Genomic DNA, 13,034 nt, shown 5'->3' on the forward strand with positions numbered 1-13,034 from the left:
AAGGCGCAGGTTCAGGGTTATTTCAGGGCGAAAGCAACCGCGCCGCCAAGGATTGCCAGGGCCCCGAGACGCGCCAGCCGGCCGGGTTTGAAGAAGCTCCGGGTGATGCCGCCCTTCCGGTGATATTCTATGGAAGCGTTGGCGATCTGGTAGGACATGACCGTGTTGTTGGGGCGGATGTCATTGGCCCGAACGAAGCCGCTGATCCGCATCACATGCGATTCCCCGTTGACGCTCAATTGCCGCTCCCCTTGCACGAAGAGGTTGCCCGCAGCATCCCGCTTCACGATGATCGCCGTCATCGTCCCGCTGAGCAGGTCGCTCTGCACCGACTCGTTCTCGTGAAGAGCCGATTTGTTGAAGCTCGCGTCGACGGCAAATTTCCCGGAGAGACTGCTTCCGCCCGCGAGGCTCGAGGAGCCTCCTACCTTCGAGTTGGACTTGTTCTTCCAACCGCTCTCCCGTTGCGCCGCCGTCCGTTCGGAGAGGATCACGGTGATGATGTCGCCCTCGCTCCGCGCCTTGAAATCTGAAAACATGGAGTTTTGAGCCCACGCGGGCAGGGCGGGCGCGAGCATCAGGAGCGTGACCATCACGCGGGGACCATACGTCTTTATCAGCCGGTGCATCATCGAAGTCCTCACTTAGCGTGTTTCCATCCATTGTGCCACGCCGGGAGCCGTCAGGCGGGCGCGGTACATGGTGTCGGTGTCGGGATTGTACAGACGGATGACGTCGCCGATGAAGCCGGGTTCACGGGCCTTGCACGCCATCCGAAGGGTGATCTTGCCACGCCGGTACTGCATCAGCACAGCGTCCCCGGTGTTCGCGGCGAAGGGGGGACGGAGATCGCCCGCGCGAAGGGGGCGACGCTCCCGAAGCGGTCGCGCGGCGAAAACGTCGTCGCGGGCGAGGGTGCGGTAGGCGGCCGGACGAAGCGGCTCGCCCCGGAAGCCCGTGACGTCCATCCAGGCGAACGTCACCTGCTCCGGCGTCACTGCTCCGCCCTGGGCGATGCTTTCCCGGGCGACGACCACCGAGTCGAAGTGGGACACGTAAAGGAGCGCCCACCCGGCTTTCGTCCACCCGTCGCTTGCCTGACGCCACACGTCCACCTTGGCGTGCGCGCGCGGCATCGCATCGCTCGACTGGAACGTCACCTTCAGGCCCGCCTCGTCCGTCACTGCGCCTCCCGTGCGGATCACGCGGACCTGTAGCCGGTGCGCCTCGCCGGGAAAATGCTCGGCCAGGGCGGCCTCGGCGGCGACGCGGATGCGCTCCGAAACCGGCGGAACGGTCGCCCGGACGAAGCCGGACGAAGCCGTGAAGGCGAGAAAGAAAAAGGTGAGTCGCAAAAGCATGCCGTAGGACTACCGGTCGGTCAGGGTTAACGCTTCATGTTGTTCGAGACCTGCATCATCTCTTCGCTCGTCGTGACCATCTTCGAGTTTAACTCATAGGTGCGTTGAGCCGCGATGAGGTTGACCATCTCCTGCACGACGTCCACGTTCGCGGATTCGAGATAGCCCTGCATGAGCACACCGACGCCGTCCTGTCCGGGTGTGCCGACGGTCGGCTCGCCGCTGGCTTCGGTCTGCTCATAGAGGTTGCCCCCGACCGGGTTGAGGCCGGCAGGGTTTGAGAACCGCGCCAGTTCGAACTGTCCGATCTGCACCATCTCGGGCTCTCCGTCGATCCGCACCGACACCAGGCCGTCCATGCTGATGTGGACCTCGACGGCATCGGGAGGGATGCTGATGTCCGGCTCGATGGCCAGGCCGGTCTGCGTGACGAGCGAGCCCTCGGCGTTGCGCGTCAGGGTGCCGTCGCGGGTGTAGGCGATCGAGCCGTCCGGGCGCTGGACCTGAAGGAAGCCGTCTCCGTTGATGGCGAGGTCGAGCACGTTGCCCGTGTCGAGGAGGCTGCCCTGTGTGAAATTGCGGACCGTCGCGACGGCGGAAGCGCCATGCCCCATCTGAAGCGAGGCGGGGCGCGCATTCTGTGCCTCGCCTTCGCCGCTGGCCTGGATGGTCTGGTAGAGCAGGTCGTGGAAAACGATGTTCGACCGCTTGTACCCGACCGTGTTGGCGTTGGCGAGGTTGTTGGCGATGTTGTCCACGCCGGCTTGCTGGGCGCTCATGCCGGTGGCGGCGGTGCGGATGGCTCGAAGCATAACGAAGTACGGAAAGTGGGTGGTTGGCGGTTCAGTTGAAAAAGGAAAGTCTAGAATTTGCCCAGTTCACGGGTGATGCGTCCGAGGATCTCGTCTTCGGTGCGGATGCTTTTCTGCTGGGATTCGAAGAGCCGGTAAAACTCGATCATCTCGGTCATGGCCGAGATGGCGTCGACGTTGCTCTGTTCGAGGAAGCCCTGGCGCACGTCCGGCGTCTCCACGTCGACGGGTTCCATGCCGGCGGCGTCGAAGGCGGCGCCGTCGAGGCGCTGGAGGCGATCGACGTCGTCGAACGTGACCACGCGGATCTTCCCGACCTGCTCTTCGCCCACCCGGATCGAGCCGTCACGGGCGATGGTGATCGGGCCGCCGTTCTGAAGGGAGAGTTGGATCGGCCCGCCGTCTCCCTGAACGGCGTATCCGAAGGCGTCTCGAAGCGTGCCGTCGGCGTCGAGCGTGAAGCGACCCGCGCGGGTGAAGCGGGTCTCGCCCGAAGCCTCATCGGCCAACTCGAAGAACCCTTCTCCCTGAAGGGCCACGTCGAGAGGGTTGCCCGTCTGCTCGAAAGCGCCGGGCGCCAGGTCGGCCCATTGCTGCACGAGCTTGTCGCTCCGGGGCGCGCCCTCGGCATCGATTTCTTCATTAAGGATCTGCGTAAAGGTCCGATCCCGTTTGAAGCCGACGGTGTTGGCGTTGGCGAGGTTGTTGGCGATGCGCTCCTGCTGGCGCACCATCCGGCTCATGGCCTCAACACTATTACGAAGACGAAGCAGCATAGCACGTACGGATTAATGGCGTCCGTCCGTGATACAAACGATCTGCCAGGGATCGAATCTGCGAAATCGAGGCGCATGCGCCGCTTGCGGGTCGTCGTCCGGCATCATTTTCCCGGACGACGGGCATTTTTTTCTAACGGCCGGGACGCCTACGAGCCCGGTTGCCTGCGCCGGGACGCCGGCCCTCCGGTCCCCCGAGGAACCTCACCGGGAGCCCGGTGATTCAGGGAAGGCCACACCGTACGTTCTCGCCGCATCCGTTCCTCTACGCTCCGCCTTCATGCGCATCGTTCGCCGTTCCAGTCTCATCTTCCTGCTGGTGATCTCGGCGCTTACGGGCCTGGCGCTGGCGGTCATCGGGGCGAACCTGTGGCCGAACGGCGAGTGGCTCGGCCTCGCAGCGCCGGTGGTGGTCCTCGGCTGGGGACTGCGGAAGAGCGTCGCCCGCCTCCGGGCGAGCCGGAAACCGTTCCCCGAGGCGCACCGCGCCTGGTTGCACCGACACGTGCCTTTCTACCATCACCTCGACGATGAAGGCCGCGCCCGTTTCGAACGCGACGTCCGGCTCTTTATCGCCGACCAGACCTTCGAGGCCGTCGACGGCGTGGAGATCACGGACCGGCTCCTGCTCGAAGTGGCCGCCGGAGCCGCGCTCATGCTCCACGGCCGCCCCGACTGGGCGTTCTCGACGAACCGCTCCTTCCTCTTTTACCCCGACCACTTCGACGAGGACTATTACGATACCCGCGAGGCGCATTACGAAGGGATGGTCCACGCGCAGGGACCGGTCATCCTCTCGGTCAAGGCGATGGAGATGGGCTGGGCCGCCCCCGCCGACGGAAACAACGTGGTGCTGCACGAACTGGCGCACCTCCTCGACTACGACAACAACTTCGCCGACGGCGTCCCTTCCCTCATGGATCCCGCCTCGGCGGCGGCCTGGATCAAGCTCGTCCATCGGGAGATGCACCGCGTCAAGACGGGGCGGTCGTTGCTTCGCCGGTATGCCGCCACGAACCCCGCCGAGTTCTTTGCCGTGGCGGTGGAAAACTTTTTCGAGCGCCCGCACAAGCTGGCGCGCCGACATCCCCGGCTTTTCGAAGCGCTCAAGGCATTTTTCAACCTCGACCCCCGCACGCCCGAGGCGGAGCCCCGGCCCTGATCGGACTCATGCGCGATCGCGCCCGCATCGCCAGCACGCCGTGAACGCCGCCTCGATCCGTTCTCCACACCCCGGGCACGTCCAACCGGTCAGGGACGTCGCCTCGCCCGGATCGAAGAGCGCTTCGGCCACGCCCCTGGCCGCTTCTTCGGCTCCGGAGTCGAGGATCCACACTTCCAGCCGGCGTTCGAGCAGCCCCCCGAAAGCCGAAGCCCCGAACGAGCTGTGCTCGCCGAGGATCGCACAGGCAATGCCGTGGTTCTCGAGGGCCTGACGAAGGAGGAGCGCCCGGTGGAGATCGCGGGTGACGTGGATGCGTCGCATCGGAAGGAGGAAGGGTCGAGTGGGGAGGAGGGGTGTCCGTTTACCCCCTACGCACGGGGAGAACATTTTGCCCCCGCCGGGCAAAATCGGACCAATGAGGGGCGATGCCCGTCGTGATCAGGTGGGAAAAATTCCCATCGTCCCGAAGGAATTGTTTGCATTTTGGACGAAATGGGCCCATTTCGGTCGGGCGCGTAGCTTTTTCGTCGACTTGGCACAGGTCATGCACCGGGGAGGAGCGAGGAAGTTCATCTATGTGCGGCGAAGGCGCGTCCGGGAGGACGGTCGGCGGCGCGAGACTCTGTGCCTCTATGATTAAAAAGATTCGAACGGGGGTGCTGGGCGTCGGGACGATGGGGGCCAACCACGCCCGCGTGTACGCCGAGCTCCCGGAATCCGACCTCGTGGGCGTCTTCGATGCAGACCGTGCGCGCGCAGAGGCGTGCGCCGGGCGGTTCGGTTGCCGGGCCTTTCCCACCCTCAACGGGTTCCTCCACGCGGGCATCGAGGCCGTCAGCGTGGCTGCGCCGACCTCCCTTCACCACGAGATCGTGCTTCAGGCGCTCGAAGCGGGGCTGCACGTCCTCGTCGAAAAACCCATCGCCGCGACGCGCGCCGAGGCGGAGGCGATGATCCGCGCCGCCGAAGGCGCCGGTCGCAAGCTGATGGTGGGGCACATCGAGCGTTTCAATCCGGCCGTCCGGGCCATCAAAAAGGCCGTTCGCCCCGAAGAGATCATCTCGATCAACGTGGTCCGCGTGGGGCCGCGACCGCCGCGCATCAAAGACGCGGGCGTCATCATCGACATGGCCGTGCACGACATTGACCTCGTGCACTTCCTCACCGGCGCCGCCGTCGAGGAGGTGTTCTGCGTCACGTCCGCCAACTTCGACCTCTTCGAAGACACGGCGTCGATCCTTCTCCGGATGAACAACGGCGTCGGCGCGCAGCTCACGGCCAACTGGATCACACCGTACAAAGCGCGCGAGATTCAGGTGATCACCGCCGACCGCCTCATCCGCGCCGATCTGCTCACCCGCCACGTGCAGGAGTCGAGCCGCTATTCGGGGGACGACGGAAGTTACCTCGTGCGCGACATGTACGTGCGGCACCGGGAACCGCTCCTGGCACAACTTCAGGCTTTTCTCGACGCCGTGGCCACGGATGCTCCTCCGGCCATCACGGGCGAGGATGGACTCCGCGTGCTCGACGTGGCCATCCGCGCCTCCGCCTATAAAAAACAGCCCGTCATCCGCGTCGCCTCATGACCATGAAACGCATCCTCGTCACCGGCGCAGGCGGCAACGCCGCGCGCAACTTCGTCGCTTCTCTGCGCATGGCGGAGGAGCCGTTCCACATCGTCGGCGTGGACACGAACCCGTTCCATCTCGCGTGTGCCGAGGTGGAGGAGCGTCGCCTCGTGCCCCGGTGTGACGACCCCGGCTATCTCGACGCCCTCCGGGCCATCCTCGTACGAGAACGCATCGACCTGGTCCATCCCCAGCCGGATGTGGAGGTGGCGTTCCTCTCGGAGCACCGCGCGGAGATCCCCGCACGGCTCCTGCTCCCTTCCCAAACCGCCATCCGCACGTGTCACGACAAGCTCGCGTGCAACCGCGTCCTCGATGCTGCCGGCGTGCCGGTTCCGCGCTCGCACGCCCTCGCGGATCTCGACGACCTCCCGGCCGTCGTGGACGCCCTCCGGGCGCTGGGAGAAAAGGTGTGGGTCCGCGCCGTCCGGGGGGCGGGCTCCCGGGCGGCGCTCCCCGTCCGAACGAGCGCCGAGGCGGAAGGATGGATCCGGTACTGGGGGGCGAACAGGGGCCTCACGCCTTCGGATTTCATGCTCGCGGAGTTTCTTCCGGGCAAAGAGTTCGCCTTCCAGAGCCTGTGGCATCGCGGCGAACTGGTCACTTCGATGGCCCGGGAGCGGATGGAATACCTCTTCGGCAACCTGATGCCGAGCGGCCAGTCCTCGTCGCCGTCGATCGCGCGTACGGTGCACCGGGACGACGTGAACGACATCGGCGCGCGGGCCGTGCAAGCCGTCGATGCCCGGCCGCACGGAGTCTATTGCGTGGACATGAAAGAGAATGCCTCGGGCATACCCTGCGTGACGGAAATCAACCTGGGACGCTTCTTTACGACGAGCAATTTTTTCAGCGCCGCCGGGTGCAACATGCCGTATTACTACGTCCGGCTGGCTTTCGGGGAGGACCTCCCCGAGATGCCGACCTTCAACCCGCTCGACGCCGACCTGTACTGGGTGCGCGGCGTGGACCGGGCGCCCCGGCTCTTCAGAGGTGACGCATGGCTGACGAAACGCGCCGCATGATCGAAGCGCCGCTCCTCATCCTCGACTTCGACGGGACGATGGCGCGCCTCTCGGTGGACTGGACCGCTCTCAAGACCCGTCTCGCGCGACTCACGCGCGCGAGTGGCGGGACGTGGGCGCCGGAGGACGGCCTCGACGTCAACCTGCGGCGGCTCCGGCGGGAACGCGGCGAAGCGCTCTTCGGCAGGCTGTGCGCCGTCGTGGCGGAAGCCGAACAGTCGGGCTTCGACCCTGCCTCGGTCCACGCGCCGACGGTCGCGCTCCTCCGAAGCCGGGGTGAGCGGCCCGGCGCCGTCGTGTCGTCGAACACCCGGCTGGCACTTTCGGCCATCTTCCGCAACCCCGTCTGGGAGGGCCTCACGCCGTTCGTCGTAGGGAAAGAAGACGTACGGTCCGGAAAACCCGATCCGGAAGGGCTGATGCAGGCGTGTCGGCGGTTCGGGGTGGCTCCGGGCGAGGCCCTCTACGTGGGCGATGCCGCGTCCGATCGCGTCGCTGCCGAGGCTGCCGGGATGCCGTTCGTCCCCGTGGAGATGCTTCCCGAATTCGTTCTTCCCCACCCCATACCGAAACCCGTATGAGCGCTTCCCATGGGTCCCCTGATGCCTGGAAGCCCCGCCCGCCCCGCGTGCGTCCCGAGGCTCCGCGCCTTGGACGCTTCGCCGTGGACCACCCCTTCGAGGAGATCCTTGCCGAGGCGAACCACGCGCTTGGTCCCATCGAAGCGCGGCTGGCTGCGGAGGCCCCCGCGCCCCGACAGCCGATGGTCATTCTGTGCTATCCTCCGAGGAGTGGGTCGACGCTCTTCGGGCAACTGCTGGCGCGCACACGGGCCTTCCACTACGTGACGAACTTCATGGCCCGGTTCTGGGAAGCGCCCTATCTCGCCGGGCTCATCGAGCAGAAGCTCGGAGTGCGGGAGGCGCCCTTCACGGCGGAGGTGGAATCTGCCTACGGCGTCACGAAGCAGCCGCACGAGCCGCACGAATTCGGCTTTTTCTGGAACCGCTGGCTCGTCTTCGACGGCGACACCCACCGCGTGGCGCCGGCGCTCATGCCGGACCACCTCACGGAGGGGCTGCGGGGCGAGCTCCGGGCGCTCATGTCCCTCTACGACCAGCCGTTTTTCGTCAAAAGCGATCTCGTCGGCTTGAACGTCGAATACTTCAGCCGCCTCTTCGACGACGTGCGATTCGTCGTGCTCCGGCGCGATCCGCTCTTCATCGCGCAGTCGATCTACCGGGCGCGGTTGCAGCTCTATGGCGATCCCCGGGTGTACTGGTCTACCCGGCCCTCCAACGAAGCGCACGCGCAGGACGTGCCCCCGCCGGATCAGATCGCCCTGCAGGTCAACGGGATCTATCAGGACATCTATAACGGTCTGCGCACGACCGGAGCGCCGTTCGTGGAGGTTCAGTACGAATCGCTCTGCCGGCGGCCCCGCGCCGAGATCGCGCGCGTCCTCGACTTCGCCGGTCTCGGCGAGAGAAGCCTCTCGCGTCTGCCCGAACGCTTGCCGCTGAGCAGTCGCCACACGCTCCCGCGAAACATCATCCAACAGCTGATCCGCGCGCTTGCCGTGCAAAACTGACGCGCATCGCTCGCCTTTCCTCATCGTAACCCTCACGACCATGCATCCGAACGAAAAGACCCCGAACGAAGCGGATCCGAATCGCGCCCGCCCCGACGCGACCATCGTCATCCCGACGTACAATCGCATAGATTTTTTCGAGCAATACGCCGCCTCCGGCTTCTGGGACGGCGCGCCGGTGCTGCTCGTCGACGACGGTTCGGAGGCGGCCATCGCCGCCCGGATAGATGATCTGGCAAACGTCCACGGCTTCGAAGCGCATCACAACGAGAAAAACGAGGGGGTGGCCTTCACCATCGGCGAGGGGATCCGGCGGGCGAAAACCTCGAAGGTGGTCATGGTCGGCGACGATGACTATTGCCGGGACCTCGACGCCTTCCTTCGCGAGAGCGAGGCGATCATGCGCGAAGACCCCGATGCGCTCCTGGTGGCGATGCCGTATGTCTACAAGTTTAAGGGAGAACGTCGTTCATTGCAGTATGATCGCAATGAACTTGCGGGCATGACGGGGGCGGAATTGCTCGCAAAGATGGTGGAGGAAGGGGAGATGCGCGCCATGGGCGCCGGCGTCATGTTCGAACGCTCCGATTTGCTCGACATCTTGCCGGAGCCGTTCTTCCGCATGGCCAACGACTTCGCGATGCTTGCCCGGCTGTGCGCCCGATATCCGGACCGCCGCGTTCGCGTGGCTTCGACCGGAAAGTACATGCGGCTCCTGCACGATCAGTCGATCACGGCCGTGAAGGGTTATACGCCCGAGAAGGTAGCCATGCACCTGGTTTCCGTCCTCGTGGGAGCCTATTACCTCATGAAGACGGGCGCGCTGACGCTCCCCGAACTGCAGAGCATACTCGCGCGCCGGGGGCAGGTGTTGAAGGCCGCATATGACGTGGGAGAGGACAGTGCGGCGCTTTTTGCTGCCCTGCTCGAAGGACGGCAGCTTGCCTGCGAGACGCCCGAGGCGCTGCGTGCGGCGGCTTTTCTTCACACGCAGCGCGAGGCGTTGCCGCCCGAGTTTCGGGCCGTCGTTCCAGACGAACATCGCGCCTGGCTCGCGGACGTCGCTGCGGAGGCGGCCGGCTTCGGACCCCACAGCGATCAGGCCCGTCTCCAGCACCTCCTCTCCATCTTCGATCCCCTGACCGCGGGCGACCTCGAGGAGGCTCGGGCCGTCATTGCCCGGCACAAGCTGCGTTTCCCGGACGACAGCGACCTCCCACCCGTCGAAGCCTCCGTGGCGATGATGGAAGGGGATGGAAGGACCGCTGAGCAAGTGCTGGCCGCCTGCCTTGCGCGGGAACCGGAGCACTTTACCGCCTTGCTCATGCTCGGCAACCTCTATCTCGAACGCGCCGCGCACGAACGAGCGGCGCGGCTCTACACGCGCGCCCTCCGGATCGCGGAAGGGGATCAGCTCGAGCAGATCGCGCCGGGATGGCAGAAACTGCGCGAAGCCGGCGTCGCCGAGCCGATCCTCAGCCCGAAGCTTGCCTTTATCGTACGCGAAGACCTCGATCAGTTCCTCGACGACATCCTGCGAGAGCTCGCCCCGGACTATGAGGTGCGTAAGTTTCGCGTCTCGGGCGCCAACGGGGTCGCCGAAGCGATGGAATGGGCGGACATCTGCTGGTTCGAGTGGTGCAACGAACCGCTCATCCATGGAACCGCGCTTCCGATGGCGTCCGAGAAAAAGATCGTCTGCCGACTTCACCGGTACGAGGCTTTCACGAACTATCCGGCGAACGTGCGGTGGGAGCACGTGGACCGTCTCATGCTCGTCACCGATCATCTCGCTCACATCCTCAACGACACGGTATTCCGCATCTCTGATCGGGTATCTATGGAGGTCGTTCAAAACGGCGTCAACCTCGACAATTATCCCTTCCAGGCGCGCGAACCGGGCTTCAACCTGGCGTACATCGGATACGTCCACCTCCGGAAAAATCCGATGATGCTGCTTCAGGTGATGGCCCGTCTGGTGGCGGAGGACCCGCGCTACCGGCTCTTCGTCGCCGGGAAGTTTCAAGACCAGATGACCCGGCTGTACTGGGAATACATGGTGCACGCGATGAACCTCGACGACCACGTTCACCTCGATGGATGGCAGTCCGACATCGCCGCCTGGCTGGAGGACAAGCACTATCTCCTCTCGACGAGCATTCACGAGAGCTTCGGCTACGCCATCGCCGAAAGCATGGCGCGGGGGCTCAAGCCGGTGGTGCATAACTTCCCGTTCGCCGGCGAGATCTGGGCCGAGGAAATGCTCTTCAATACGGTCGATGAAGCGGTGGCGATGATCACGTCGCCCGAGTACGATTCGGCCATGTACCGCGCCTTCATCGAAGGGCACTATTCGCTCGAAAAACAGATGGCAAAGATCCGCTCGATCCTCGCTTCGCTCACGGTCTCGCCTTCGGGTCCGGATCGTGCGCCCAGGGAGAAAAGCCTCGCCGAGCGCGTCCGCCTGCGCACCGCCGTCTGAACCCCGCACGCCCCTTCTCACCCCTGACCGACCCGACGATGCCGAACCCGGAATGGCTTCCCGCGTCCTCCGCACCGGACGCCTTCGATCCCGCCCGCGACCTCACCGTCGTGATCCCGACGTACAACCGCACCGAGTACTTCCTTCAGTACCTCGAAGAAGGTCGGTGGGAGGGCGTCCGCATTCACATGGTGTGCGACGGGTGCGCGCCCGAGATCGTCGCGGACCTCCGGGCGCGGACGGAAGGGCGGACGGTGACCATCTTTGACGAGCAGCCGAACCGGGGCGTGGCGCACGCCATCGGCGTGGGCGTGCGAAGCGTGGAGACGAGCCACTACATGTTCTGCGGCGACGATGACTATAACGTCGACTATGCCGCCTTCCTCGCAGAAGCCGCCGAGATCAAGCGCCGCCACGACGACGTGCTCTTCGTGACGATGCCGGAGATCCACAAGTTTGCCGCGGATCAGAAGGCCGTGCCCCAATACGACCGCAGGCCTTTCCACGGATGGACCGGTCGGAAGGTGCTCGAATACCTCGTCCGCACGGGCGAGATGCGGGCGCTCGTGGCCGGGTCACTCTTTCGAACCGACGAGATGGTTCCGCTCTTGCCGGAGCCCTTCTTCCGGCTGAGCGAGGACTACGTGCTGCTCGCCCGGCTGTGCGCCCGGTATCCGGATCGGAAAGTTTACGTGGCCGAATCGGGACGCCGCATGCGCCGCATCCACCCCCGTTCCCTTTCCTCGCGGGAACGTTTCTCACCCATCGTAATCCTCATGAATCTCGTCTCGATGACGCTCGGCGGCCACTATCTCCGCGAGGCGGGCAGGCTTGCGATGCCGGAGCTGGTGCGCATCCTTCTGAATCGGGGACAGGTTTTCGAAAGCAAGTACGGCATCGGCCGACAGACCTCGGCGGTGGTCGCCGGGCTCCTGCTCGACCGGCGGATCCAGGCGGACCAGCCGGAGGCGCGCGAAGTGTTCACCCACCTGCGGGATCATCGAGATCAGTTGCCGCCCGAGTTCGTCGCGATGCTCTCCGACGTGGGACGAGCCACACTTCTGGAGGCCTCGCCCCGCGCCGCCGCGCCCGTGGCCGCTCCGGCGAAGGTCGCGCCTACGGCTCCTCCACCGGTGGAAGAGGAGCCTCGCGTCTACTTCGTGGGCGGAGGCGCGCGCACCGGCACGACCCTCATGCAGATCCTGCTCTCGCAGGCGGACTCGACGAACGAGATGGCGCCCGAAGCGCATTATCTCCGCTGTCTGATCACCTCCTATCGTCTCGCAAAAAACAGCCTGGCGCATCAGACGCCCCAGTTCTTCGACGATGCGGAAGACTTCCGGAGATTCAATGCAGAGATCATCGAGCGCTTCGTGTCCCGCACGCGAAGCCGTTTTGCCGGCGCGCGTCACCTCGTGCTCAAAGATCGGGAGATGACCCAATCCTTTCCCGATTTGTTCGAACTCATGCCCGAGGCGCGGTTCATCTGCATGGTGCGCGACCCGCGCGACGTCGTGGCTTCGTTGCTGCGCGTGGGGGAGAAGATGCTTGCGAAAGGCCGAAACGACTTCGTGGCGGCGGCCACGAGAGCGCGGGACATCGAGCGGCTGTGCCGGTACTTCACGGGTTTCTATGCGTCGCTGTGGCCGGTGAAGGACGAACGATTCTGGGAACGCTCCCTCTTCGTGCGCTACGAAGACCTCGTCACGAACCCGGATGGCGTCCTGGAAGACGTTCAGGCCTTTACCGGCCTCGACCTCTCTCACGCGACCCGAACCGCCGACTTCGACACCGGGACCGTCGACTATTCCGCGCGCACCGACAGCCCGTGGTTCTCAAAGCTCTACGGAAAGGGGATCTCGGACGCGCGCGTCGGCGCTTATGCCGGCGTGCTCTCGTCTGAGGAAATCGCACTCGTCGAGCACCTGTGCGCTGACTTTATCGGGCTATTCTCGTATGAGACGGGCGCGAAGTCGGCCGTGGGATAGGCCGCCGCGATCGCAGCTTCGACGTGCGGGAAGGACAGTTTTTGAGGAGGCTCCGGGTTAAGTCCGTTCGGTCCCGCCCCGATATCGAAAACGATGCTCCGTTGGGCCGGTGCGTTCGTCTACGGTGGCCGTTCGTCCGCGAACGTCGTGAACCCTTGGCGGCGCTCCGTTCGGAAAGCGTGACTTCTTGGTTTCGGAAGGAG

General features: G+C 65.0%; 12 protein-coding genes. 7 read left to right on the forward strand and 5 right to left on the reverse strand.

The features are described from left to right. Nucleotides 1-17 precede the first annotated feature (17 nt). The 4 genes from AC1HIY_RS08820 to flgF are packed head-to-tail and all read right to left on the reverse strand — an operon-like array spanning nt 18 to nt 2,949. Nucleotides 18-629, reverse strand: a complete 612-nt coding sequence (locus tag AC1HIY_RS08820) for a flagellar basal body L-ring protein FlgH (RefSeq protein ID WP_479576359.1) — start codon at nt 627-629, stop codon at nt 18-20. A 15-nt stretch (nt 630-644) separates the two neighbouring features. Continuing rightward, nucleotides 645-1,355 (reverse strand): flagellar basal body P-ring formation chaperone FlgA, encoded by a 711-nt coding sequence (gene flgA / locus AC1HIY_RS08825; protein WP_479576360.1) that lies wholly within the window; start codon nt 1,353-1,355, stop codon nt 645-647. Nucleotides 1,356-1,387: 32 nt separating this feature from the next. After that, nucleotides 1,388-2,173 carry a flagellar basal-body rod protein FlgG gene (gene flgG / locus AC1HIY_RS08830; protein WP_479576361.1) on the reverse strand — a complete coding sequence of 262 codons (786 nt, stop codon included), beginning with the start codon at nt 2,171-2,173 and terminating at the stop codon, nt 1,388-1,390. A 50-nt stretch (nt 2,174-2,223) separates the two neighbouring features. Then, a complete protein-coding gene (gene flgF, locus AC1HIY_RS08835) occupies nt 2,224-2,949 on the reverse strand; it encodes a flagellar basal-body rod protein FlgF (RefSeq protein ID WP_479576362.1) in 726 nt (241 codons plus the stop codon). A 280-nt stretch (nt 2,950-3,229) separates the two neighbouring features. Here flgF and AC1HIY_RS08840 point away from each other — a divergent pair, with 280 nt between their 5' ends. After that, complete coding sequence (locus tag AC1HIY_RS08840) at nt 3,230-4,111, forward strand: M90 family metallopeptidase (RefSeq protein ID WP_479576363.1); 882 nt, start codon at nt 3,230-3,232, stop codon at nt 4,109-4,111. A 6-nt stretch (nt 4,112-4,117) separates the two neighbouring features. Here the strand turns inward: AC1HIY_RS08840 and AC1HIY_RS08845 are convergent, their stop codons facing one another. Next, entirely contained in the window at nt 4,118-4,435 is a 318-nt protein-coding gene (locus AC1HIY_RS08845) for a putative signal transducing protein (protein ID WP_479576364.1), read from the reverse strand. A gap of 311 nt (nt 4,436-4,746) precedes the next feature. Here AC1HIY_RS08845 and AC1HIY_RS08850 point away from each other — a divergent pair, with 311 nt between their 5' ends. The 6 genes from AC1HIY_RS08850 to AC1HIY_RS08875 are packed head-to-tail and all read left to right on the forward strand — an operon-like array spanning nt 4,747 to nt 12,831. Then, the gene (locus AC1HIY_RS08850; protein WP_479576365.1) at nt 4,747-5,703 is read left to right on the forward strand and encodes a Gfo/Idh/MocA family oxidoreductase; all 957 of its coding nucleotides are present in this window, start codon (nt 4,747-4,749) and stop codon (nt 5,701-5,703) included. 2 nt (nt 5,704-5,705) lie between these two features. After that, nucleotides 5,706-6,770 carry an ATP-grasp domain-containing protein gene (locus AC1HIY_RS08855; protein WP_479576366.1) on the forward strand — a complete coding sequence of 355 codons (1,065 nt, stop codon included), beginning with the start codon at nt 5,706-5,708 and terminating at the stop codon, nt 6,768-6,770. After that, complete coding sequence (locus tag AC1HIY_RS08860; RefSeq protein WP_479576367.1) at nt 6,746-7,351, forward strand: HAD family hydrolase; 606 nt, start codon at nt 6,746-6,748, stop codon at nt 7,349-7,351. The genes AC1HIY_RS08855 and AC1HIY_RS08860 overlap by 25 nt, the downstream gene beginning before the upstream one ends. Further along, complete coding sequence (locus AC1HIY_RS08865; RefSeq protein WP_479576368.1) at nt 7,348-8,361, forward strand: sulfotransferase; 1,014 nt, start codon at nt 7,348-7,350, stop codon at nt 8,359-8,361. Before AC1HIY_RS08860 ends, AC1HIY_RS08865 begins: the two co-directional genes overlap by 4 nt. Nucleotides 8,362-8,401: 40 nt before the next feature. Further along, nucleotides 8,402-10,843 carry a glycosyltransferase gene (locus AC1HIY_RS08870; protein WP_479576369.1) on the forward strand — a complete coding sequence of 814 codons (2,442 nt, stop codon included), beginning with the start codon at nt 8,402-8,404 and terminating at the stop codon, nt 10,841-10,843. Between the two features lie 38 nt (nt 10,844-10,881). Next, nucleotides 10,882-12,831, forward strand: a complete 1,950-nt coding sequence (locus tag AC1HIY_RS08875) for a sulfotransferase (RefSeq protein ID WP_479576370.1) — start codon at nt 10,882-10,884, stop codon at nt 12,829-12,831. Nucleotides 12,832-13,034: the final 203 nt, after the last annotated feature.

Source organism: Rhodocaloribacter sp. (assembly GCF_056451265.1).

Excerpts from the sequence above, each read along its gene's own strand:
- AC1HIY_RS08860 (WP_479576367.1), top strand. The coding sequence starts at position 6,746 with ATGGCTGACGAAACGCGCCGCATGATCGAAGCGCCGCTCCTCATCCTC.
- AC1HIY_RS08855 (WP_479576366.1), top strand. The coding sequence starts at position 5,706 with ATGAAACGCATCCTCGTCACCGGCGCAGGCGGCAACGCCGCGCGCAAC.
- AC1HIY_RS08865 (WP_479576368.1), top strand. The coding sequence starts at position 7,348 with ATGAGCGCTTCCCATGGGTCCCCTGATGCCTGGAAGCCCCGCCCGCCC.
- AC1HIY_RS08870 (WP_479576369.1), top strand. The coding sequence starts at position 8,402 with ATGCATCCGAACGAAAAGACCCCGAACGAAGCGGATCCGAATCGCGCC.
- AC1HIY_RS08850 (WP_479576365.1), top strand. The coding sequence starts at position 4,747 with ATGATTAAAAAGATTCGAACGGGGGTGCTGGGCGTCGGGACGATGGGG.
- AC1HIY_RS08840 (WP_479576363.1), top strand. The coding sequence starts at position 3,230 with ATGCGCATCGTTCGCCGTTCCAGTCTCATCTTCCTGCTGGTGATCTCG.
- flgF (WP_479576362.1), bottom strand. The coding sequence starts at position 2,949 with ATGCTGCTTCGTCTTCGTAATAGTGTTGAGGCCATGAGCCGGATGGTG.
- AC1HIY_RS08820 (WP_479576359.1), bottom strand. The coding sequence starts at position 629 with ATGCACCGGCTGATAAAGACGTATGGTCCCCGCGTGATGGTCACGCTC.
- flgG (WP_479576361.1), bottom strand. The coding sequence starts at position 2,173 with ATGCTTCGAGCCATCCGCACCGCCGCCACCGGCATGAGCGCCCAGCAA.
- AC1HIY_RS08845 (WP_479576364.1), bottom strand. The coding sequence starts at position 4,435 with ATGCGACGCATCCACGTCACCCGCGATCTCCACCGGGCGCTCCTCCTT.
- AC1HIY_RS08875 (WP_479576370.1), top strand. The coding sequence starts at position 10,882 with ATGCCGAACCCGGAATGGCTTCCCGCGTCCTCCGCACCGGACGCCTTC.